This is a genomic window from Kribbella kalugense (genome assembly GCF_004365875.1).
GTDB lineage: Bacteria > Actinomycetota > Actinomycetes > Propionibacteriales > Kribbellaceae > Kribbella > Kribbella kalugense.
Genome location: NZ_SODF01000002.1, coordinates 1,738,971 through 1,759,411 on the forward strand (window position 1 = coordinate 1,738,971; position 20,441 = coordinate 1,759,411).

A 20,441-nucleotide genomic window follows, 5' to 3' on the forward strand; every position below is an offset into this window, starting at 1 on the left:
CCGCGCCGCCTCGTGCCGCGCCGCCTCGTGCCGCGCCGCCTCGTGCCGCGCCGCCTCGTGCCGCGCCGCCTCGTGCCGCGCCGCCTCGTGCCGCGCCGCCTCGTGCCGCGCCGCGCTGCCCCGCGCCGCGTCGTGTCACTTTGTGCACCAGTGCCGCATTGCCGGCGCTGAAATGTACGGCGCCGGTGCACAAAGTCGGCCTGGGTGGGGTGGTGAGGCGCTCGAGCGACCCGTGCAGCGGCAGGAGGGTGGTTGGCCCCTGGGGCGGTCGGTTGCGGAGGCAGATTCTGGGCGGCCAACTGTCCAACCCGGGGGTTGACCCCTGGGAGGGACGGGTTAGCGGCGTGCGACCCGGGGGTTGACCCCTGAGAGGGGCGGGTTAGCGGCGGGCGACCAGGAGTTGGTGGGTGATGGGCCAGTCGACGGGGGTGCCGGTGGGGGTGGTTATTGCGGCTACGGGGCTGATTCGGTTGGTGATGAGCCAGTCGTTGCGCCAGGCGGTTGAGGCTGGGTCGATGGTGAAGCCGGCGCGTTCGGCGACGGCGGTCCAGCCGGCGAAGTTCAGGCCGCAGAACTGTTCGTGGGTCTCGCTCAGCCAGTTGTCGACGTAGTCCTTCCGGGTGAGGAAGTCCATCGCGTCGGCCAGCCGGAGTACGAGGCCGTCGCCGCGTACGTCGTACTTGAACGGGACCTTCGCGTTCCGCCGGAAGTCGTGGGCGAACTGGAAGAACCGGGCTCGCGTCGACAACTTCCCGACGTACGCCGCGGGGTCGTCGAGCGCCTCGAGTTCGGCGACGGTGGACGGGTTCTCGCCGTCGCTGTCGTCCAGCCGCAGTACGACGGGGCGGTCGGGCTCGTCGGGTCCGCAGACGTCGGAGTTGATCCAGACGCCATGCGGTGCGGTGTGCGCGAAGAGCGCGTCGGCGAACCGTTGGACCGTGTCGGGGCGCGAGCCGTCGGCGTACGACCAGATCTCGTGGGTGAGCGCGAGGGTCAGCGTTGTGTCGATCGATCGCGGCGGGAAGACGGCCGAGCCGAGCATGTTGCGCTGGTAGAAGTAGACGTTCGGGTTGGTGAAGAGACCCTGCTCCTTCTTGTGGACGCACTCGGCGTACAAGTGCCGCGCGACCTCGACGCCGATCAGATCCGACTCGTGAAAGCGCGGATCCGCATCGATCAGTTGCAGGGTCGCTCCGGTCGCGCAGCCGATGTCGAGAATCCGGCCGGGACGGACAAACCCCTTGATTTGTTGCCATTTCCGGTCGGCGGCGGTCTCGAAGGCATCGGCGTACGTCTTGTAGTCGCGGGTCGTGGTGAGCCCGCCGTCGTCGCCGACCACCGGGTCGTTCACGCACCGCGCGACGTGCGCGTCCAGGGCGTACCGCTCGAACACATCGACCGTCGCCGGGTGCGCCAGCTCCTTCCACTGCTCGTTGCCGGCAGCAATCATCAGCAGGACGTCCCACGGCCGCGCCGTACCTTCGGGCTCGACGCCGATCACGTCGAACCCCAGCTGCTCGTACAGTTTGCTCACCTCCGGCGTCGAGCAGGCGACCACGGTGTTTGCCGGCGTCAACCGAACGAGATCGTCGGTCCCGGCCTCGATCGCCTTCACCGTTACCTCGGCGAACTCGTCCGTCGGCGGCGTATCCACCACCCCGACCACCAGCGACCGGATCCCGTTCGCCACGCTGAACCGCTCGATCGCCGCCTCCCGCCGATCGAACGCCACCGGATTCCGCTTCGTCGTCTGATGATTGGCCGACGTCACCGCCCACACCACGGTCCGGTCCGCAAACTTCCGCAGAAACTCGCCCTGGAACCGCGTCAAGACATGATGCCGCCCCGGAAACAACAAATACTCGGCCACGTCCCGAACCTTCCCTGCGTAGCATGCATCAGACAGAACATGATCCCAGGGGGAGGGGCTGCGGTGAGTCGGTGGGCGGTCGTGACGGGGTGTCTGGTGCTGGCGCTGGCCGGTTGTACGACGTCGGACAAGGCAACGGATCAGGTGGCGCCGCCCACCACGCCTCCCTCGAAGCCTGCAGCCACCCCGTCGGGATCGACGTACACCCTGGTCCCGCGGGTGAAGACGACCCCGACGCCGGCCAAGTTCCGGTACCTGGCCGGCGATCTGCTGTTGGCGCTTCCGACGGTGTACGGGACGCACACGCTGGAGACGTCGCTGTACATCTATCCGCCGGGGCCCGACCCGACCCGGCGGCCGGACCCGTTGGCCGTCTGGAAGGTCGAGCCGGCGATCTGCCGGGACGTCATCCGGTACTCGGGCGTCCCCGGAATACCCGGCGACTTCATCGCACCGACCACACCGTCGGCCGTCGCGAAAGATTCCCTCGGGCAGGGGATCGGCAATGAGCAGCCGTTCGTCAGCGCCAACGTCGTCGAACTGGCCGGCGCCCTAGGCGACAGACTCCTCGACCAGCGCCTACCGACGCCGCCCGAGTGCGCGCACATCCTGATCGACGGCAAGGATCGTGCCTCGGTGGTCGAGCGTTCGCTCCCCGGGTTCGGTGCCCGTTCTCGTTACATCGTCCGCACCTATCCGGTCGGCACCCAGACCTACACCGAGCGGACGCTTCAGTACCGCACCGCGACGTACGTCGTCCTCGTCCGCCTGGACGCCTTCGCCAACCCGGAAGCGTCTTTCCTGGCCTTCGCGGCGAAGACCCGGGACGGACTGAAAACGCTGGGCTAGAGCAGGTCCCAGGTCAGGGGCGTGCCGGCCTTCGCATCCACCCGGAACGGGCGGCCTTCCACCTGCGTGAAGAGGTCCGGCGCCAGGCCGCCGGCTGGGCGGATGGAGCGGACGTTTTCGAAGGTGATGGGGTCGCCGGCCCGGACGTCCTGGGTGACGAAGAGGGAGCGACGGAAGCGGAGGACGTTTTGTTCGGCCTGCTTCGGGCCGATGACCGGTTTGCCCAGGGCCAGTTGGGCTACCCGGGTGCTCTCGACGAGCATCTCCAGCTCCCATGGCTCGAGGGAGAACGCGGAGTCGACGCCGCCGTCGACGCGCTTCAGCGTCACGTGCTTCTCGATGACCGTCGCGCCGAGAGCCACCGCGGCCACGGCGGCGCCGATGCCCATGGTGTGGTCGGACAGGCCGACCTGTACGCCGAGGGCATCACGCAGGACCGGGATCCCGCGCAGGTTCGACTCCTCCGGCGGCGCCGGGTAGCTCGCGGTGCAGGACAGCACGATGATCTGCTCGTTCCCGGTCGAACGCGCGGCCCGAACCGCGGCGTCGATGTCGGTGAGCGTCGCGGAGCCGGTGGAGATGATGATCGGCTTGCCGGTCTCGGCCATTCCGCGGACCAGCGGCAGGTCGCCGATCTCGTTCGACGCGACCTTGTACGCCGGGACGTTGAGCTTCTCCAGGAAGTCGATCGCGGTCTGGTCGAACGCGGACGAGAACGCGACCATCCCGAGCGAGTTCGCCAGCTCGAAGATCGGCTCGTGCCACGCCCACGGCGTGTGCGCCTCCTGGTAGAGGTCGTACAGCCGCGCCTCGCTCCACAGCTCGTGCTCCACCGGCAGCCGGAACGCCGGCAGGTCGAGGTCGAGCGTCATCGTTTCCGCGGTGTACGTCTGCAGCTTCAGCGCGTGCGCGCCGGTCTCCGCGACCGCGCGGACGATGTCCAGCGCTCGCGTGAGATCGCCGTTGTGGTTCCCGGACATCTCGGCGATGACGAACGGCTGGTGATCCGGCCCGACCTTCACGCCGCCGATCTCGATCGTGCTCATGACTTCTTCCCTTGGGCTCTACGGTCCTGCTTGCGCAGGCTGATCGGAATCACGGTGAGCTCGCGGCCATCGGCGTACCGGACCTCCGGCGTACCCTCGACGAACCGGAAGCGGCGGTTCATCTGCCGTACGACGGTGTTGTGCTCCAGCACCTCGCCGGTGAGGCCCTCGAGGCCGAGCTCGTCGAACGCGTACGCCGTCGCCTCGCGCATCACCTCGATCCACGCCGGCAGTGTCTCGCCACGCTCGGCGAGTCCGTCGGCGTCGAGGAAGAATCCCCAGGCGCCGGTCGGTCCTTCGAGGTCGAAGAAGTTGACGACGCCGGCCGTCGTACCGCCGCGTTCGTAGATCAGCACCCGCCGGGTCGGGTCGACCGAGGTCTTCGCCCACCACCCCGCGTGCTCGTCGGCGGTGATCTCGTGCGAGTTGATGCTCACGTCGCGATTGGCCCGCTGGTTCCGCAGCCGCCGGATGATGTCGACGTCGTCGTCAGTCGCAGCGCGCAGCATGTACCTAACCTAGCGTCTTCTCTTAGGGTGCCTGAATGTGTAAACATCTTTCGACTTCACCTTGAACCACGGTCGGAGAGTGACATGAGAGTCTGGCGAGTCATGGGTGTCCTGGGTGCGACGGCAGGTCTGTTGCTGAGCGGTGTCTCCGGTACGGCGTCTGCCGCGCAGACGCAGTCCGATCAGCAGAACTGCGCGCCCAACGCGTCCACTCCGCTGCGGCAGTTCCGGGCGAGCTGGATCTCGTCGGTGGTGAACATCGACTGGCCGTCGAAGACCGGTCTGAGCGCCGCACAGCAGCAGGCCGAGCTGATCGGCTGGCTCGACGACGCGGTCCGGCAGCACCACAACGCGGTCGTCCTCCAGGTCCGTCCGACCGCCGATGCCTTCTGGCCGTCCAAGGTCGAGCCCTGGTCGCAGTACCTGACCGGCACGCAGGGCGGCGACCCCGGCTACGACCCGCTGGCCTTCGCGGTCACCGAGGCGCACAAGCGCAACCTCGAACTGCACGCCTGGTTCAACCCGTACCGCCTGTCGATGGGCACGGACCTCAACGCCCTCATCCCGACGCACCCGGCGCGCCTGCACCCCGACTGGGTCGTCACATACGGCGGGAAGCTCTACTACAACCCCGGTATCCCGGCCGCTCGTCAGTTGGTCGAGGACGCGATCATGGACGCGGTCTCGCGGTACGACATCGACGGCGTGCACTTCGACGACTACTTCTACCCGTACCCGGTGGCCGGCCAGACGTTCGACGACGCCGCGACGTTCGCGCAGTACGCCGACGGCTACACCGACCTGCAGGCGTGGCGGCGGCACAACATCGACCTGCTGATCCACGAGCTGAGCCAGAAGATGCACGCGATCAAGCCGTGGATCAAGTTCGGCATCTCGCCGTTCGCGGTCTGGCGGAACAAGGCGACCGACCCGGAGGGCACCGACACCACCGCCGGCGTGCAGACGTACGACGACCTGGCGGCGGACACCCGGAAGTGGGTCCGCGAGGAGTGGATCGACTACATCGTCCCGCAGGTTTACTGGGCCGGTGGGTTCGCGGCCGCCGACTACAACAAGATCGTGCCGTGGTGGGCGGACCAGGTCCGCGGTACGCACGTCCACCTCTACATCGGCGAAGCGACGTACAAGGTCGGTACGTCGACACAGTCGCCGGACTGGTCGGACCCTGCTGAGCTGAGTGACCACCTGGCGTTCGACAGCGCGATCCCCGAGGTGAAGGGCAACATCTACTTCTCCGCGAAGGACGTCCGCGCGGACCGGCTCGGTGCGACCACGCTGCTCAACAACAACTGGTACACAAGGCCGGCGCTGATCCCCGCAATGCCGGCCCTCGACTCCCGGCCGCCCCTTCCGGTGCACGCGACCCGTGCGAAGCGCACTGCGGGCGGCGTACAGCTCACCTGGTCGCGGACCTCGAAGGACACCACGTCGTACGCCGTCTACCGTCGTGAACTCCTCGGCGGCGACCACTGCCCCGACAACGACGCCCGCAACCTGATCACCACCCTCCGCTCGACCGGCACCACCCAGTCGTACGTCGACCCCACCGCAACGCCCGGCAAGACCTACATCTACACAGTCACCGCCCTGGACCGCCTCGCCAACCAAAGCATCGGCATCCCGGCAGTCGCCTTGCGGTAAGTCGTCGGGGTCGGCACACCCCGGTTGCATTTGGACAGGAGGTGTCGGGCGGCCGGGTAGTACACCTGAGCGTGATCGCGTACGCGCGTACGGCGTATCGCGGGTGTACTACCTGTCCAGCTGCCGACCATGTGCCCACCCGACTCCCCAACCAGCCCCTCCGAGCCGGTCCCATGGCGGGATATTTCAGCGGTGTCGTCCTGTAACCCGCCACGAACTACATAACCCGCCAGCCCTCAACGCGACCCCACGACCTCAAGGGGTCCTGAGGCTCGGCGTGGTGGTCAGCTGCGTCGGGATCGGGCTCGTGGGGAAGGTCGGCGACGGGAGACTCGAGGTCTGGGTCGGGAAGGTGCCGGTGGGGAGACTGCTGGTCGGGAGGCTGCCGGTTGGGAAGGGCTGGGTTGGTTGGGTCTGGCCTGAGGAGTCAGTGGGTGTTGGGAAGCTCGGCGTGCTGGTCGGGAAGCTCGACGTCTGGGTGGGGAGGCCCGTAGTCGGAGTGCCCGTCGGGGATGGCGTCTGCGTGGGGAAGGGGTTCTCTGGGGGCGGCGGATAGATCTGGTAGACGCGGACGCTGCCCAGCTGGAATCTGAGTTCGGTGAGTTTGTCCAGGTTCGTCGGGGGTGCGCTGACTCGTTCGTCGAGCAGCAGCCACTGGACGTCGTACTTCGTTCGTAGCGTTTCGATCAGCTGGCGGGTCGGGTTGCTGAAGACCTCGTCGTTCAGCTGGAGCTGTTCCTGGTTCCAGTACGGCCCTTGGGCCTGGTCCGGGTACGTGTCGTCGACGCGGGCCTGGTACGACCACCCCTCGACCAGCACGCGCCGCTCCGCGTACCCGGCGATCCAGTACGAGCCGGCCTGGCAATGTGACGCTCGCGCCTGGTGACAGTGCACGTTGGTGGCGATCCGGTCGTCCTGCCCGGAGTTCCGCCGGATGAACCGGGCCGCCTCGATCCCGCCCGGTGCGATCGACTCGTACGACGTCAGCGGCGGCTCGGCGAACTTCCGGATCGACGCCAGCGTCGGCGACACCGTCGTACCCACCAGCACTGCCACCGCGATGACAGCCCAGGTACGCCGTGAGCCCCGCAACACCAACCCGAACACACCGATGCCGAGAGCCGCGATCGCCAGAGCAACAACCAGTCCCTGTCCGAAGCAGCTGCTCGACGTACACGAACGATCCGAGCGATAACGACCCCAGTAGATGGCCGCCACCCCGATCGCGAGCGCGACCGCGGCGATCCAGTACTGCCGCCGCTCCAGCGACCCAAGCCCCCACGTCGCGAGCAGCACCCCGAACACGAACCCGGTCCGGATAAAGAACAGTTGCGTGTCACCGCGGTCAGCCAACAGCGACGCACCCAGGACGGCCGCGACGAAACCGGCCACCAGGAAGACCACCATCGGGTCCCGCCTGAAGCGTCGCTTGATCAGCAACGCGCCGACCACCGGCATGACCCACCCGACCACGACCACCGCCGCGATCACCGCGACAGCGGACCCGCCACCCATCCGATCCGCCAGGCTGTCGAACGCCGCCCCCGGATCGAACCGCACACTCGACGCGGCCCCACGCAGTACGAAGAAGAACGTCAGCGCATAAGCCGCCGCAACCCCGACACCCAGCACCAGCGCACGCAGATTCAGCCGCCCAGCCCGGACCGTCAGATAGATCCAGGCAACCGCCAGCCCGGTCGCGTAGACAGGTAGTGCAGTCGCTTTCGTCAACGCCAGCGCGGCAACCAGCACACCGGCCGCGATGAAGAGTCGCAGCAACTCGGCCCGCGTGGTACCCGGTCGTCGCCGCAGCAGCAACGCAGTGACCGCGATCAGCGGCAACAGCAACACCGTCGAGAACGCCTGCGGCGGATTGGTCAGCTGCCCCAGCGAAAACGGCCCGTCCGCGAACACCCGATCGGACACCGCCCACGGCCAAGCAACCAGATCGCCTCCCGCGACCACGAGCCCAGCAGCGATCGGAGCGGCAACCGCCCGACCGGTCAGCACCATCCCGACCGCGGCCGCACCCAGCACCGTCAACAGGATCCAGGCGAACGGCACCATCCGCTGCGTGAGTACGTCGAGCGGCACGCTAGTGATCCAGTGCACCGACGCGATGTGGTCGTACGCCGCCCAGTGGCTCGTCAGCCAGCCACCATCGGCGTACGGAACCCGCGGTGGGAAGTGGTGCGTCAGCTCACCCGCCAACGCAAGGTTGTGCGGGGCGTCCGAATTCGGCCGCAACGCCTCCGGACCGTCCAGCGGAATGAGCCGCGAGCCGACCCGCACGAACCACGCGGCCGCGACTCCGACCGCGACCATCACGCCGGCCGTCGACCACCACGGCGTCGGCCGTTCGACCGGCTTGTGGCGCGGCAACGCCCGCCACATCCCGAACGCCAGCGCCGGCATCAGCAACGCCGCGAACGGCATGTCGAAGAGCATCCCGAGCGGATAGAGCACAGCCTCGCCGGCCAGCCCGAACGCGGTCCCCAGGACCACATCCGCCGAGAACCACCCGACCCCGCCGGTCAGCCGCCGCCAGAACATCGTGCCCGGTACGACGATCACGACCAGGAGATAACCGAGGTACACAGCAGGCATCCACGGCGGATGATCCTGCAGCGCAACGAACCAGGCCAGCGGCAGCACCGGCAGACTCGCCAGCGCAGCAGTCCGCTTACCGCGCCCGGCAGCACGGCGCTTCCCCGGTCTGATCATCGCGCAAGTGTATGAGTCCGACGAGTCGGGTTCGGGGCCGGTGAGCCGTTTACCATCGTGAACTTCGCCTTTACACTCTGTAATCTCCCAGACCCCGCAGTCTTCGGGAGGTCCGATGGTTGTCCAGCACATCGCCGGGCTGCCGGTCGAGGAGGTCCTGCTGGCGGCACTGGCCGCAGCAGCCCCGGTGATCGCACTGGCCGGCCTGGAGATCCGCAGCCGGATCAAACGACTGAAAGCCTGGGTACGCCGTCGCGGCAATCCACCAGACCCCGATGCGAGCCTCGAAGAGGACGCTAGGCTGCGTGGTTATGAGTTCGGTGGCGCGGGGTCGGGTCAGGGAGTTGATGGGTGAGGTGATGACCGCTCAAGGCCGGTCGTTGCCGGCCGACGACACGGTGGACCTACGCGAGATCGGGTTCAGATCGCTGGACTTCTCCGAGCTGGCCCTCCGGGTGGAGGACGAGCTCGGCGACGAGTTGAACTTCGATGCCCCAGGGCTGCGCCGGATCGCAACGGTCGGCGACGTACTCGACTTCATCGAGCAACTCCAGTCGGCGTGAACGCCCGCCGCAAGACCACCGCCTTGATCGGCGACGACAACACCGTGGTCGTTGCCGGCAAGCGCCTGACCTGGCGGACCCTGCACAAGCTGCCGCAGCTGCCCTCGCCCGCGGCGGTCCTGGTCGACAACGGTGCCGACGCACTCGCTGCTCTCCGTCATCACGCCGTACACGGCACTGAGCTCCTGGTCGCCACCGATTCACGGGTCGATCAACACATGCGCGAGGAACTCGGCGAGTCCGGTTTCGCGGTCGTCCTGCCCGATGGGGCAGTGACTCCGGCCAAACTGAAGCGGGTCGAGGAGTCCGGCCGGGCCTGGCTGCTCACCTCCGGATCGACCGGTCGCCCGAAGCGCATCGGCCACACGCTGGAGACCCTGACCACTGTCACCGCCGACCAGCCGCCACGCACCTGGCTGCTGCCGTACTCACCCGGGACCTACGCCTGGTGGCAGGTCGTCACGCTCTCGCTGACCCAGCCCGACCAGGGCCTGGTCGTGATCGAGCCCGACGAGTTGGACGACTGGCCGGCGATCGCGGCCGAGCACGGCGTGACAGCAGCCTCGGGTACGCCGACATTCTGGCGGCAGGCCATCTACCGCAACGCCGACGCGCTCGGCGCCGTACCGCTGGAGCAGATCACGCTCGGCGGCGAGCCCGTCGACCAGGCGATCCTCGATCAGCTCCGGGAGATCTTCCCGAAGGCCCGGATCTCCTGGATCTACGCGTCCTCCGAGGTCGGTGCGTCGATCGTGGTGCACGACGGCAAGGCGGGGTTCCCGAAGGACTGGCTGGACCGCCAGCCCGATCCGGACCGTCCGATGCTGACCGTCGAGGGCGACGAGCTCGTGATCCGCTCGCCGCACCACGGCGCCGGCCTGGTCGGTGCGGTCCACACCGGCGACCGGATTGAGTACGACGGCGATCGCGTGCTGATCACCGGTCGGCTGGACACCGACGAGATCAACGTCGGCGGGTCCAAGGTGTCGGCCGGCCTGGTCCGCAACGTGCTGATGGGTCACCCGGGTGTCGCCTGGGCGCGGGTGTTCGCGCGCAAGGCGCCGCTGGTCGGCCGGATGGTCGCGGCCGAGGTGGTTCCGAACCGGGCACTCGGCCCGATCACGGACGCCGACCTGGTGCAGTGGTGCTCGACCCGGCTGCCGGACTACGGCGTACCCCGGAGGATCAAGTTCCTCGACGAGATCCCGCAGAAGGAAACCCTGAAGAGTGACGTCTGAAGTCAGTGTCCCCCCGGCCTCCGTCGTTCTGGTCTCGGGCGGCTCCCGCGGCCTCGGCCTGGCGATCGTCAGTGACCTGCTCGCCGCGGGGGTGAAGGTCGCGGCCTTTGCCAGAACAGTGACGCCCGAGCTGACCGCCCTCGGCGAGAAGTACCCGGACCAGCTGTACTACGGCTCTGTCGACATCAACGACGCCGCCGCCGGGCAGGCGTTCGTCAAGAAGGTCGAGACGACCCTCGGCCCGATCGATGCCTTGGTCAACAATGCCGCGATCGGCCAGGACTCCTTGCACGTCCACACGTCCGCCGATCACCTTGCCGAGATCATCCAGACCAACCTGACCTCGCCGCTGGTCCTGACCCGCTTCGTCCTGCGCCGGATGCTCGCCAAAGGACTGAAGGGCCGGATCGTCAACATCACCTCGATCTGCGCCCAACGCGGCTACCCCGGGCTGGTTGCCTACTCGGCCACCAAGGGCGGAATGGACGCGGCCACCCGTTCACTGGCTCGTGAACTCGGTGGCCGCATCCTCGCCAACGCGATCGCCCCGGGCTTCTTCGCCTCGGAGATGTCCGCCGTCCTCGGCCCGACCCAGCTCGACCAGATCGTCCGCCGTACCCCGACCGGTCAACTGACCGAGCCCGACGACGTCCTCCCGATCGTCCGCATGCTCCTACTCGAGAACACGAACATCAACGGCCAGGTCCTGGTCGTGGACGGCGCAGCCTCGATCTAAGGCTTGATGTTCTGGTTGCGGTGGAAGACGTTGTCCGGGTCGTACTTCCGCTTGATCTCGACCAGTCGCTCGTACTTGTCGCCGTACGCCGCCCGCAGTCGGGCCTCGTCCGCCTCGACCATGCCATTCACGTAGCTGCCGATGTTGACCGCGTGCGGCTGGATGGCGTCCCAGAACGTGCGCACCCAGGCGCGCTCCGGCTCGAGCGCTTCCAGCACGGGCGCGGTCCCGATGATGAACATCGAGTACTGCGGGATCCGCTGCCCGCCGAACGCGGTGGCCTCGTCCGCGGTCTCGACGTAGCCCTGGTCCAGGCGGTAGATCATCGTGACCGACATCGGCGACGTCTTCTGCGCCACCTGGGTGGTGATCACGTCGATCGCCCCGTCGGACAGAGTCTCGAGGTACGCGCCCTTCTCGTAGTGATACGTGCCCGCGGCGTTCGCCTCGTCGAGCAGGCCCTGTACGGCGGTGTACGGCATCGGCGTGACGACCTCGAACAACGGCGGCAGCGTTCCCCGGAGCCGTTCCAGCGCGTCGGCATGCTGTTCGGGCGAGCCGAAACCGACCACAACCAAGGCGAAGCCGGGCTTGAAGTGATGCTCCGCCGGGACGAACGGCGCCGGCGGCGCGTTCAGCGCGGCGATCACGACGTTGACCTCGCGCGGCAGCTCCGGAATCACCTCGAGGGCGGCGCGCAGCAGCTCGCCGCCCTGGTCCTGACCCCAGAAGGCCAGCGCGAAGTTCACGATCGGCCCGACCGGGTGCAGCCGGAACTCGAACTCGGTGACCACACCGAAGTTGCCGCCACCGCCGCGCACGGCCCAGAACAGGTCCGCGTTCTCGTCCTCGGCGGCACGCAGGATGCTGCCGTCCGCGGTGACGAGCTGGACCGACTCCAGGTTGTCGATGCTGAGTCCGTGCATCCGGGTCAGCCAGCCCATACCGCCGCCGAGCGTGAGCCCGCCGACGCCGGTGTGACCGATCAGCCCAGCTGGTACGGCGAGACCGTGCTCCTGGGCGGCACCGTCGAGATCGCGCAGTAGCGCGCCACCGCCGACGCGAGCCCGGCGGGTCTCCGGATCGACCGTCACCCGGTTCAGCCGGCTCAGGTCGATCATCAGCCCGCCGTCGACCGACGACATGCCGGCGATGCTGTGGCCCCCGCCGCGGACAGCGATCTCGAGTCCCTCGGCCACCGCGTACCGGACGGCCGCCTGGACGTCCTCGGCCGAATGAACCTGGGCGATCACAGCCGGCTCCCGGACGTGCTCTGCGTTCCACAGCCGGCGTGCCGCGTCGTACCCGTCGTCTTCTGGTGCGAGCACGGCCCCGCTCACTGCCGTGCGCAGTTCCCCCACAGTCTGCGTCATTCCAGTCCCCTCCCCGATGTGTTGCCGCCAGGCTAGGTGCCCGGCTCCGCTTCGTCAGCGTCCTTTCGGGCAGCCTGCAGACTCGCAGGGTTTATCCACAAGGGAACGGATTCCCGTTTGGGCAGGAACTTCGCTGGGTGTCAGACTCGACGGCGTGAGTGACGAGGAAATCCTGCGATTGCTACCGATGACGGCAGCTGTCGTTGCTGTGCGCGACGATCGCGCCGACGAGCATTTGGCCCGCCTGGGTGCGTACGACGAACGCGACCAGGCGCAGGTGGACCGTTGCGTGCAGGCGTTCCTCACCGGTCTGCTCCGCGCCACCTGGGAGCGTGGCTGGGCGCCGACCGACGTCGTCCAGCACGGCCGTCGCATCTTGGACCCGGGCGTCGAGCCGTTGCTGCTGGCCGCGATCTCGGCGGAGCACCGGGGATACCGAGCCACCACGATCGACCCTCGCTGGCTCGATCAGCTGACCGATCTCGGCGTACCGCAGCCCTTCACCGAGCTGAGCCTGACCGCCTGGGCAGCAGGCGCTCGCGTCGGTCGCTACCTCACCCTGCATCACGCTCTGTCTCTAGGCGGTTTCCTTCAGACTCTGCCGGTCCTGGCGCGGCTCTACCCCTTGCCCGGTACGACGGTCCGCCGGCAGCACTCCGCCGTACCGGCTGACGGGAAGATGCTGGCGCGGATCCGCGCTCTGCTCGCGAAGGCGGAGGCGACCGAGTTCCCGGACGAGGCGGAAGCCCTGTCGGGTAAGGCGCAGGAGTTGATGGCGAAGTTCTCGCTGGACCTGGCTCTGGTGGAGGCGGAGGTGGAGATCCCGGACGATTCCGCGGGCCGGCGGCTGTGGGTCGAGACGCCGTACGTCTCGGCCAAGGCGCAGCTGGTCGGAGCGGTGGCCGCGGCGAATCGGTGCCGTACGGTCGTGATCGATGACCTGGCCGTCGTCACCATCGTGGGCGCGGAGGTCGATCTGCAGCACACCGAGATCCTCAGCACTTCTCTTCTGGTGCAGGCGAATCGAGCGATGCTTGCCGCTGGCAAACACATCGGTCATCGAGGCGAGTCCCGGACGCGGTCGTTCCGGCAGTCGTTCCTGATGGCCTACGCGCAGCGGATCGGCGAGCGGCTGGAGCAGACCACGGCCGCGGCCCAGGCCGCCGTACCGGAAGCTGATGCCGGCCGCCTGCTGCCGGTGCTGGCCAAACGGGAGGAGCAGGTGGACGCTCTGTTCGCCCAACTGTTCCCAAACACGACGACCAGACGGACCCGCATCACCAACGGCGCCGGGTGGAACGCGGGCCTGACCGCCGCCGACCAGGCCCAGCTCGACGCCCGCCAGCAGGTACGTCGGTGAGGATCGAGGAGACCGCGATCCCCGGGCTGCTGCGGATCGGGCTGGACGTGAAGCCCAACGACGACGGCTGGTTCAAGGAGAACTTCCATCGCGAGAAGCTCGCCGACCTCGGGATGGACGTCGTCCAGCACAACGTCGCGTACTTCGCCGAACTGGGGATCGTCCGCGGGATCCACGCCGAGCCGTGGGACAAATACTTGTCTCCGTCGTCGGGTCGAGTGTTCGTCGCGATCGTGGATCTGCGCGACAACGAGACGTTCGGCCGGGTGGAGACGTTCGAGTTCGGTCCAGAGCAGGCGCTCTACGTGCCGCGTGGCGTCGGGAACTCGTTCTGCACGCTGACGCCGCACACGACGTACAACTTCCTGGTGAACGAGTACTGGTCGCCGGAGCGCGTCACCGTCGACCTCTTCGATCCCGCGTTGGCGATCGACTGGCCGTTTCCGCGCGCGGAGCTGAGCTACACCGAGCGGGACGCGGCGAACCCGTCGCTCGACCAGGTCAGGACGCAGCGGGCCTGAGCCCGCAGAGCACGATGTCGAGCAGGCGGTTCGCCTGCTCAGGCTCGATGTCACGGCCCATGTTGATGCCGCCGACCAGCCGCATCACGTCCATCAGCTCAAGCTCCGACCTGACCTCACCGGCCGCTTTCGCCTTGTCCAGCAGGAGTTTCCCGGCTTCCTGCACATTGACCTTGCAGACCTGGAAGAACGGCGAGTCTTTGCCCAGGGCAACCGTAAGCTCGCTGGCCAGGCTGCCCTTGGACAGCCCGTAGCCGAGGAAGCTGCGCAACCAGGCGGCCAGCGCGTCGAACGGCTCCAGCTCCCGGTCGAAGTCGTACGCGCGGTCGCAGACGGACTGGATCTCGTCGACGTAGACCGCCTCGAGCAGCGCGGTCCGGCTCGGGAACCGGCGGTACAGCGTGCCGATGCCGACGCCGGCGCGGCGGGCGATCTCCTCGAGTGAGGTGTCGGTGCCGTGCTGGGCGAACGTTTCGCGGGCGGCCGTCACCAGGCGGTCGTAGTTCCGCGCCGCGTCCGCACGGGTCGGCCGTGTGCACGGCAGAGGTTGCGGCGCCATCCGGCCTCCTCGCACGAGTTCGCCAACAATATCGCTTGCAAAGCGGAGGAGGCCTCCGTATCGTATCCGGAGGAGCGCTCCGCTTTCCTCTCACAACTGTAGCCCCTCTGGGGTAAGGAGCAATATGTCGGCAACAGCCGCGGCGCCGGCCGGCGCCAGATCCGGCACGCCCGCTCGGCGGCCGGGGGTAGTTCTCGCAGTCATCCTGGTCACCCAACTGATGGTGATCCTCGACGGCACCGTGGTGAACATCGCGATGCCGCACATCCAGCAGGCCCTGCACTTCACCCCGTCCAGCCTGTCGTGGGTGCAGAACGCCTACGCGCTCGCGTTCGGCGGTCTGCTGCTGCTCGGTGCGCGCGCCGGTGACCTGCTCGGTCGCCGCCGGGTGTTCGTCACCGGTATCAGCATCTTCACGCTCGCCTCGCTGCTCGGCGGTCTCGCGCCGAACGCGGAACTGCTGCTCGCTGCCCGCGTCCTGCAGGGCATCGGCGGTGCGATCGCCGCTCCGGCCGCGCTGACGCTACTCATGCTTACGTACCGCGAAGGCCCCGAGCGGATGAAGGCGCTCGGCTACTACAGCCTGATCTCGTCCGGCGGCGGCAGCGTCGGCCTGGTGCTCGGCGGCATGCTGACCGACTGGGTGTCCTGGCGCTGGGGTCTGTTCATCAACGTCCCGATCGGTATCGCGCTGGTCTTCGCGGCTCGCCGGGTGCTGACCGAGACCGAGCCGGAGACCGGCCGGTTCGACGTGGCCGGTGCGCTCACCTCGACGCTCGGCATCACCTCGCTCGTGTTCGGCTTCATCCGGGTCGCCGAGGAGGGCTGGTCGTCACCGCAGGTGCTGACCGCGTTCGCGGCCGGCGTCGTACTGCTGGTCTCGTTCGTGCTGATCGAGCGCCGGGTCAGCCACCCGATCGTCCCGCTCCGGCTGTTCAAGTCCGCTCAGCGGTCGGCGTCGTACCTGACCATGCTGCTGGTGGTCGGGACGATGTTCGGGATGTTCTTCTTCCTGACGCAGTACCTGCAGGGCGTGCTCGAACTGAACCCGCTGGCGGCCGGTCTGGCCTTCCTGCCGATGACCGGTCTGCTGTTCACCGCGTCGCGCATCGTTCCGAAGTTGGTTGCCCGGATCGACGGCGGCAAGCTCTTGCTGGCAGGGTCCACGCTGGTCACGCTCGGCACGATCTGGCTGACCCGGCTCGGCTCGCACAGCACGTACCTGCACGACGTGGTCGGTCCGCTGCTGCTGTTCGGTGCGGGTGCCGGGATGATCTTCATCCCGCTGGTCGGCCGGGCGATCTCGGGCGTCGCGCCGGAGGACTCGGGTGCCGCGTCCGGCATGCTGAACGTGGTCCAGCAGGTCGGTGGCGCACTCGGCCTGGGCATCCTGGTCACGATCTTCGGTACGGCGAGCCGGAACTCGACGTCGACCGTGCCCCGTGAGGTGCTGGTCGACGGCGTTCATGCCGCGTTCGTCGGGTCGCTGATCTACGCGGCGGTGAGCCTGGTGATGATCATCGTCACGGTCCGCCCGTGGAACTGGTTCCGCTCGGCGCCGGAGCCAGTGGAGGCTCCGGTCGTCGTCGACTCACACGTCTGACGTGATCGGCAGCTTGTAGCTGACGTACTTGCTGTGAACCGTGAAGCCGAGGGACTCGTACAGGCCGAGTGCTCCGGTGGGGTTGTCGGCGTCGACGCCGAGTGACGACCGCTGGTAGCCGGCCTGTGCGGCCTCGGTGAGCACCTTCGCCAGGGCCGCACGGGCCAGGCCGCGGCCGCGGTACGCACGCCGGCTGCCGACCTGGCCGATGTACAGCTCCCGGATCCCGGTCGCCTCGGTGTCCGCTTCCCACTCGTAGCCGTTGACGTACGCCGCGACGGTGCCGCCATCCAGGACGCAGTACGACTGATCGCCGCGGAACGCCCGTGATCCGACGTTCCGGGATCTCCACGCCTCCGTGGTGGGCGGCGTCCAGCCCCAGTGGTCGGAGAAGGCCTCGAAGTGAGCCTCCCGCAACGCATCCTCGTACGACCCGTCGTACGACCTGAGCTGAAGCCCGTCGACCAACGGCGCGTCCGGGACCGGCTGGTCCAGCGGCCGGCGCATTTCGAAGAAGTACCGCTCCTCCTCGAAGCCGAGGTTGCGGAGCATCCGGTTCGCGCCGGCGTTGGCGCTGTTCGCTCCGGCGCTGACCTGACCCGGGGCCTCCGGGTGAGTGGCCGCGTGCAGTTCGCCTGCGCGGTGGATCATCCAGCGCATCACCGCCGTGCCGAGGCCCTGCCGGCGCCACTCCGGGTCGATGCAGCCCTCGGTGTTGACCCGGTCCACGTCCACCACAGCGGTCTTCACGTGCGCGATGCCGTAGCCGATCATCCGGCCGCCGGACCACAGGCTGATGCTGTCCTTGGCCAGATCGAGCTCCGGCCGGTCCAGTTGCTCGGCGAGGTCCTCGGCGCTGTAGTTCTCGCCCTCCTGGTCGACCTTCTCCGTGGCGGCCAACAGCGCCGCCCACACCTCGACGTCGCCCGTGGTCATCGGGCGCGTCTCGATCCCTTCCGGCCAGCTCATGGAACGAAAGTACGGGGTCTGCTGCTCGACTGCATGCCAATTAGCCGAGTTGCTCGGCGAGCCAGCGCACGGCCATCGGATAGCGGTACTCGATGCCGCCGTGCGTACCCTCGAACAGCTCGAAGTGCATCCGCTCATCGGGTACGCCGACCTGCTGGGCGGCCCGGTGGAACGCGGTCGCGCCGAGGTCCAGGAAGTACTCGTCCTGCCGGCCCGCGTCGATCCAGACCGCGCGCAGCGAGCGGAGCGCCTCGGCGTACTGCGGTTCCTTCACCATCTCGACCGGGTCGCGGGACAGCCAGCGGGCCCAGACCTCGGGGACGGTCGCCCCGAGATCGTCGAACGGCAGCAGTACGGTGCCGTCGGCCTCGGCGGAGTACGCCGACGCGTAGCCGTACATCTCCAGGATGTGCAGATCCTCGTTGGTGGTCCGGCCGCGCTTGGTCTCGAGCACCTCGAAGTACTTCTCGTAGCTGCCGTCGTACTTGTCCCGCAGGATCCGGGCGGTCTCGCCGAACCCCGACCGGTAGCAGACGTCGAACAGGGCGTCACCGGCATGCGTCGCGAGTGCGCCGAACACGTCCGGCCGCAGCAACGGCGTCACCATCGCGGTGTACCCGCCGCTCGACTTGCCAGTGACAGCACGATGATCGCGGTCGGCGATCGTCCGGTACTTCGCGTCGACCCACGGCACGATCTCGTCGCACAAGTACGACTGGTACTGCCCGGTCCCCGGCGAGTCGAGGCACTGGCTCCCGCCGTACTTCGTCCACGAGTCGACGAAGACCACGACAGCCCGCGGCACGCTCTCGTCCTGGAACATGGCGTCCAGCAGCTCCGGGTACGGCTGCCGGAACGGCGCCCGGTTGAACCACATTCCGACATGCCCGGTGTAGCCCATCGTCACGTAGATGGATGGGTACCGCTGATCCGAGTCGTCGTACCCCGGCGGCAGGTAGACCAGCACCGGTCGCTCGTGCGGGTCGCCGAGCGGGTTCCCCCGCAGCAGCTCACTGGTGTACGTCGTCTGGTCGATCCGGCCGGCGAGCTCCGCGGACCACGGCAACATGGGCAACCTCCGTCACATGGCGTCCGGGGCCTGGATCCCCAGCAGACTGAGTCCATCCTGCAACACCTTCCGGGTTGCCGTGCAGAGGGCGATCCGGCTTGCTCTGGTCGCGCCTTCACTGCTCAGCACCGGGCACTGCTCGTAGAAGGTGGAGAGGGCTGACGCGACGTCGTACAGGTAGGTGCAGAGTCTGTGCGGCTGGAGCGTCTCTGCGACCTGGGCGACCGTGTCGGCGAAGTCGGTGAGGAGGAGGGCGAGCTGCTGCTCGGCCGGGTCCTTCAGGTCGGTGACCTCACCTGGGGTGCCGGCCTTGCTGAGGAGCCGGGTGAGCCGGGCGTGGGCGTACTGGAGGTAGGGGCCGGTGTTGCCGGTCATCGCGACCATCCGGTCCAGGTCGAACACGTAGTCGTTGCCCCGGTCGCTCGACAGGTCGGCGTACTTGACGGCGCCGATCCCCACCGCCCGCGCGGTCGCCTCCCGATCGACGCCCTCCCGGCCTTCCAGTAGCGAGTCAGCCCGCGCGACCGCGCTGTTGAGGAGCTCGGCCAGCTTCACCGTGCCGCCTGCCCTTGTTTTGAAGGGTTTTCCGGTCGGTCCGAGTACGGTGCCGAACGAGACATGCTCCGCCGGTGTTGTCGATGGCAACCAACCGGCGGTCCGCGCCAGAGTGAAGATCATGTCGAAGTGCAGTGCCTGCCGATGGTCCACGACGTACACGATCCGGTCGGCGTGCAGCGTGCTCACCCGATGCCGTACTGCGGCCAGGTCCGTTGCGCTGTAGCCGAACCCGCCGTCGGACTTCCGCACGATCACCGGCAACGGGCTCCCGTCCCTGCCGGCGTACCCGGGCAGGAACGCGCACATCGCGCCCTCGGACTCGGTCAGCAGACCCTGCTGCTCCAGCTCTGCAACCACTCTCGGCAGGTCGTCGTTGTATGCGCTTTCGCCCACGACATCCGACCGTTGGAGCTTGGATCCGAGCAGTGCGTAGACCTTCTCGAAGTCGTCCATCGAGACGTCGACCATGTGCCGCCAGCTGGCCCGCGTCTCCGGATCACCCGACTGCAGCTTGACTACCCGCAGCCTGGACTTGTCGGCAAAGGTGCCATCGGCATCGAAGTGCTTCCGGCTCCGCTCGTAGAGGTGCTGCAATCCCTCCAGATCAAGGGATTCCGCCGTGATGCCCTCCTCGAGCAGTTGCTCGATCATCATCCCGTACTGCGTGCCCCAGTCGCCGACGTGGTTCTGCCGGATCACCTCGTACCCGACGTACTCGAGCACGTTGCAGAGTGCGTCGCCGATCACGGTCGACCGGAGATGGCCGACGTGCATCTGCTTGGCCACGTTCGGCTGCGAGTAGTCGACGACGACCCGCAGACCGTTGCTACTAAAGGATTGCGGCTCGTTGACGGCCTTGGCCAGGGTTGCCGGCAGCAACGTCAGGTTGATGAATCCCGGGCCGGCGATGGACGGCTTCTCGCACAAGTCGTCTACCTGCAAGGCGTCGACCAGGCGTGCGGCGATGTCCCGCGGCGGTTGGCCGAGGGCGTTGCCGAGCCGGAGTGCGAGATTGCTCTGGTAGTGGCCGAACTCGGGCTTGGTCGCCGCCCGCAACTCGGCGTCGTAGAGCGTACCGAAGGCCGCCTCGGCGGCAGCGGACAGTCTGGTGGCAAGGACAGGCAGAACTGCGGACATGACAGGGTCCTTCAAAGAGACGCGACTGGAACAGGCTGAGGTGTTCAGACAGTGCGTCGTCGTCGCAGGCTGAAGCTCACGCGCAGAGCGTGGGT

At 67.8% G+C, this 20,441-nt stretch carries 18 protein-coding genes; 9 read left to right on the forward strand and 9 right to left on the reverse strand.

What is annotated here, in order from left to right; all coding sequences use genetic code 11:
• Nucleotides 1-379 precede the first annotated feature (379 nt).
• Nucleotides 380-1,870, reverse strand: coding sequence for a class I SAM-dependent methyltransferase (locus EV650_RS26275; RefSeq protein WP_134121661.1), 1,491 nt, complete (start codon nucleotides 1,868-1,870; stop codon nucleotides 380-382).
• 63 nt (nucleotides 1,871-1,933) lie between these two features.
• Here EV650_RS26275 and EV650_RS26280 point away from each other — a divergent pair, with 63 nt between their 5' ends.
• Nucleotides 1,934-2,719: a hypothetical protein gene (locus tag EV650_RS26280; RefSeq protein ID WP_134121662.1), complete on the forward strand. Its 786-nt coding sequence runs from the start codon at nucleotides 1,934-1,936 to the stop codon at nucleotides 2,717-2,719.
• Here EV650_RS26280 and pseI read toward each other — a convergent pair.
• Together pseI and EV650_RS26290 are read right to left on the reverse strand one after the other, a co-directional pair.
• Nucleotides 2,716-3,765, reverse strand: coding sequence for a pseudaminic acid synthase (pseI, locus tag EV650_RS26285; protein ID WP_134121663.1), 1,050 nt, complete (start codon nucleotides 3,763-3,765; stop codon nucleotides 2,716-2,718). The two genes, EV650_RS26280 and pseI, sit on opposite strands and share 4 nt — an antisense overlap.
• On the reverse strand, nucleotides 3,762-4,274 hold the full coding sequence (locus EV650_RS26290; protein WP_134121664.1) for a GNAT family N-acetyltransferase: 513 nt from the start codon (nucleotides 4,272-4,274) through the stop codon (nucleotides 3,762-3,764). Before EV650_RS26290 ends, pseI begins: the two co-directional genes overlap by 4 nt.
• Nucleotides 4,275-4,358: 84 nt before the next feature.
• On the opposite strand from EV650_RS26290, the gene EV650_RS26295 reads away from it, so the two are divergent.
• Nucleotides 4,359-5,936: a glycoside hydrolase family 10-like protein gene (locus tag EV650_RS26295; RefSeq protein ID WP_134121665.1), complete on the forward strand. Its 1,578-nt coding sequence runs from the start codon at nucleotides 4,359-4,361 to the stop codon at nucleotides 5,934-5,936.
• A gap of 255 nt (nucleotides 5,937-6,191) precedes the next feature.
• Here EV650_RS26295 and EV650_RS26300 read toward each other — a convergent pair whose 3' ends face one another.
• Nucleotides 6,192-8,660: a hypothetical protein gene (locus tag EV650_RS26300; protein WP_202874913.1), complete on the reverse strand. Its 2,469-nt coding sequence runs from the start codon at nucleotides 8,658-8,660 to the stop codon at nucleotides 6,192-6,194.
• Between the two features lie 115 nt (nucleotides 8,661-8,775).
• Between EV650_RS26300 and EV650_RS26305 the strand changes: the two genes are divergently transcribed.
• Genes EV650_RS26305 through EV650_RS26320 form a run of 4 tightly spaced genes read left to right on the forward strand, consistent with a single transcriptional unit; the run spans nucleotide 8,776 to nucleotide 11,197 of the window.
• On the forward strand, nucleotides 8,776-9,015 hold the full coding sequence (locus EV650_RS26305; protein WP_134121666.1) for a hypothetical protein: 240 nt from the start codon (nucleotides 8,776-8,778) through the stop codon (nucleotides 9,013-9,015).
• Between the two features lie 4 nt (nucleotides 9,016-9,019).
• Nucleotides 9,020-9,223 carry an acyl carrier protein gene (locus EV650_RS26310; RefSeq protein WP_238174459.1) on the forward strand — a complete coding sequence of 68 codons (204 nt, stop codon included), beginning with the start codon at nucleotides 9,020-9,022 and terminating at the stop codon, nucleotides 9,221-9,223.
• On the forward strand, nucleotides 9,220-10,461 hold the full coding sequence (locus tag EV650_RS26315; protein ID WP_134121668.1) for an AMP-binding protein: 1,242 nt from the start codon (nucleotides 9,220-9,222) through the stop codon (nucleotides 10,459-10,461). Before EV650_RS26310 ends, EV650_RS26315 begins: the two co-directional genes overlap by 4 nt.
• Complete coding sequence (locus EV650_RS26320; protein ID WP_134121669.1) at nucleotides 10,451-11,197, forward strand: SDR family NAD(P)-dependent oxidoreductase; 747 nt, start codon at nucleotides 10,451-10,453, stop codon at nucleotides 11,195-11,197. Before EV650_RS26315 ends, EV650_RS26320 begins: the two co-directional genes overlap by 11 nt.
• On the opposite strand, the gene EV650_RS26325 is transcribed toward EV650_RS26320, so the two are convergent.
• Nucleotides 11,194-12,570, reverse strand: coding sequence for an FAD-binding oxidoreductase (locus tag EV650_RS26325; RefSeq protein WP_134121670.1), 1,377 nt, complete (start codon nucleotides 12,568-12,570; stop codon nucleotides 11,194-11,196). The genes EV650_RS26320 and EV650_RS26325 overlap by 4 nt on opposite strands.
• A 154-nt stretch (nucleotides 12,571-12,724) precedes the next feature.
• Here EV650_RS26325 and EV650_RS26330 point away from each other — a divergent pair, with 154 nt between their 5' ends.
• Both EV650_RS26330 and EV650_RS26335 read left to right on the forward strand, forming a co-directional pair.
• Entirely contained in the window at nucleotides 12,725-13,930 is a 1,206-nt protein-coding gene (locus tag EV650_RS26330) for a DUF2786 domain-containing protein (protein WP_238174460.1), read from the forward strand.
• Nucleotides 13,927-14,451 carry a dTDP-4-dehydrorhamnose 3,5-epimerase family protein gene (locus tag EV650_RS26335; protein WP_134121672.1) on the forward strand — a complete coding sequence of 175 codons (525 nt, stop codon included), beginning with the start codon at nucleotides 13,927-13,929 and terminating at the stop codon, nucleotides 14,449-14,451. The genes EV650_RS26330 and EV650_RS26335 overlap by 4 nt, the downstream gene beginning before the upstream one ends.
• Here EV650_RS26335 and EV650_RS26340 read toward each other — a convergent pair.
• Nucleotides 14,432-15,010, reverse strand: a complete 579-nt coding sequence (locus EV650_RS26340) for a TetR/AcrR family transcriptional regulator (RefSeq protein WP_134121673.1) — start codon at nucleotides 15,008-15,010, stop codon at nucleotides 14,432-14,434. The genes EV650_RS26335 and EV650_RS26340 overlap by 20 nt on opposite strands.
• A 124-nt stretch (nucleotides 15,011-15,134) precedes the next feature.
• Between EV650_RS26340 and EV650_RS26345 the strand changes: the two genes are divergently transcribed.
• Nucleotides 15,135-16,613 (forward strand): MFS transporter, encoded by a 1,479-nt coding sequence (locus EV650_RS26345; protein ID WP_134121674.1) that lies wholly within the window; start codon nucleotides 15,135-15,137, stop codon nucleotides 16,611-16,613.
• Here EV650_RS26345 and EV650_RS26350 read toward each other — a convergent pair.
• From EV650_RS26350 to argS, 3 genes are read right to left on the reverse strand one after another with little or no spacing between them, the layout of a single operon-like run.
• The gene (locus EV650_RS26350) at nucleotides 16,602-17,582 is read right to left on the reverse strand and encodes a GNAT family N-acetyltransferase (protein ID WP_134121675.1); all 981 of its coding nucleotides are present in this window, start codon (nucleotides 17,580-17,582) and stop codon (nucleotides 16,602-16,604) included. The genes EV650_RS26345 and EV650_RS26350 overlap by 12 nt on opposite strands.
• Nucleotides 17,583-17,622: 40 nt before the next feature.
• Complete coding sequence (locus EV650_RS26355; protein WP_134121676.1) at nucleotides 17,623-18,651, reverse strand: alpha/beta hydrolase; 1,029 nt, start codon at nucleotides 18,649-18,651, stop codon at nucleotides 17,623-17,625.
• A 12-nt stretch (nucleotides 18,652-18,663) separates the two neighbouring features.
• Nucleotides 18,664-20,346, reverse strand: coding sequence for an arginine--tRNA ligase (gene argS / locus EV650_RS26360; RefSeq protein ID WP_439648801.1), 1,683 nt, complete (start codon nucleotides 20,344-20,346; stop codon nucleotides 18,664-18,666).
• Nucleotides 20,347-20,441 lie beyond the last annotated feature (95 nt).

Excerpts from the sequence above, each read along its gene's own strand:
- pseI (WP_134121663.1), bottom strand. The coding sequence starts at position 3,765 with ATGAGCACGATCGAGATCGGCGGCGTGAAGGTCGGGCCGGATCACCAG.
- EV650_RS26290 (WP_134121664.1), bottom strand. The coding sequence starts at position 4,274 with ATGCTGCGCGCTGCGACTGACGACGACGTCGACATCATCCGGCGGCTG.
- EV650_RS26295 (WP_134121665.1), top strand. The coding sequence starts at position 4,359 with ATGAGAGTCTGGCGAGTCATGGGTGTCCTGGGTGCGACGGCAGGTCTG.
- EV650_RS26300 (WP_202874913.1), bottom strand. The coding sequence starts at position 8,660 with ATGATCAGACCGGGGAAGCGCCGTGCTGCCGGGCGCGGTAAGCGGACT.
- EV650_RS26305 (WP_134121666.1), top strand. The coding sequence starts at position 8,776 with ATGGTTGTCCAGCACATCGCCGGGCTGCCGGTCGAGGAGGTCCTGCTG.
- EV650_RS26310 (WP_238174459.1), top strand. The coding sequence starts at position 9,020 with ATGACCGCTCAAGGCCGGTCGTTGCCGGCCGACGACACGGTGGACCTA.
- EV650_RS26325 (WP_134121670.1), bottom strand. The coding sequence starts at position 12,570 with ATGACGCAGACTGTGGGGGAACTGCGCACGGCAGTGAGCGGGGCCGTG.
- EV650_RS26340 (WP_134121673.1), bottom strand. The coding sequence starts at position 15,010 with ATGGCGCCGCAACCTCTGCCGTGCACACGGCCGACCCGTGCGGACGCG.
- EV650_RS26345 (WP_134121674.1), top strand. The coding sequence starts at position 15,135 with ATGTCGGCAACAGCCGCGGCGCCGGCCGGCGCCAGATCCGGCACGCCC.
- EV650_RS26350 (WP_134121675.1), bottom strand. The coding sequence starts at position 17,582 with ATGAGCTGGCCGGAAGGGATCGAGACGCGCCCGATGACCACGGGCGAC.
- EV650_RS26355 (WP_134121676.1), bottom strand. The coding sequence starts at position 18,651 with ATGTTGCCGTGGTCCGCGGAGCTCGCCGGCCGGATCGACCAGACGACG.
- argS (WP_439648801.1), bottom strand. The coding sequence starts at position 20,346 with ATGTCCGCAGTTCTGCCTGTCCTTGCCACCAGACTGTCCGCTGCCGCC.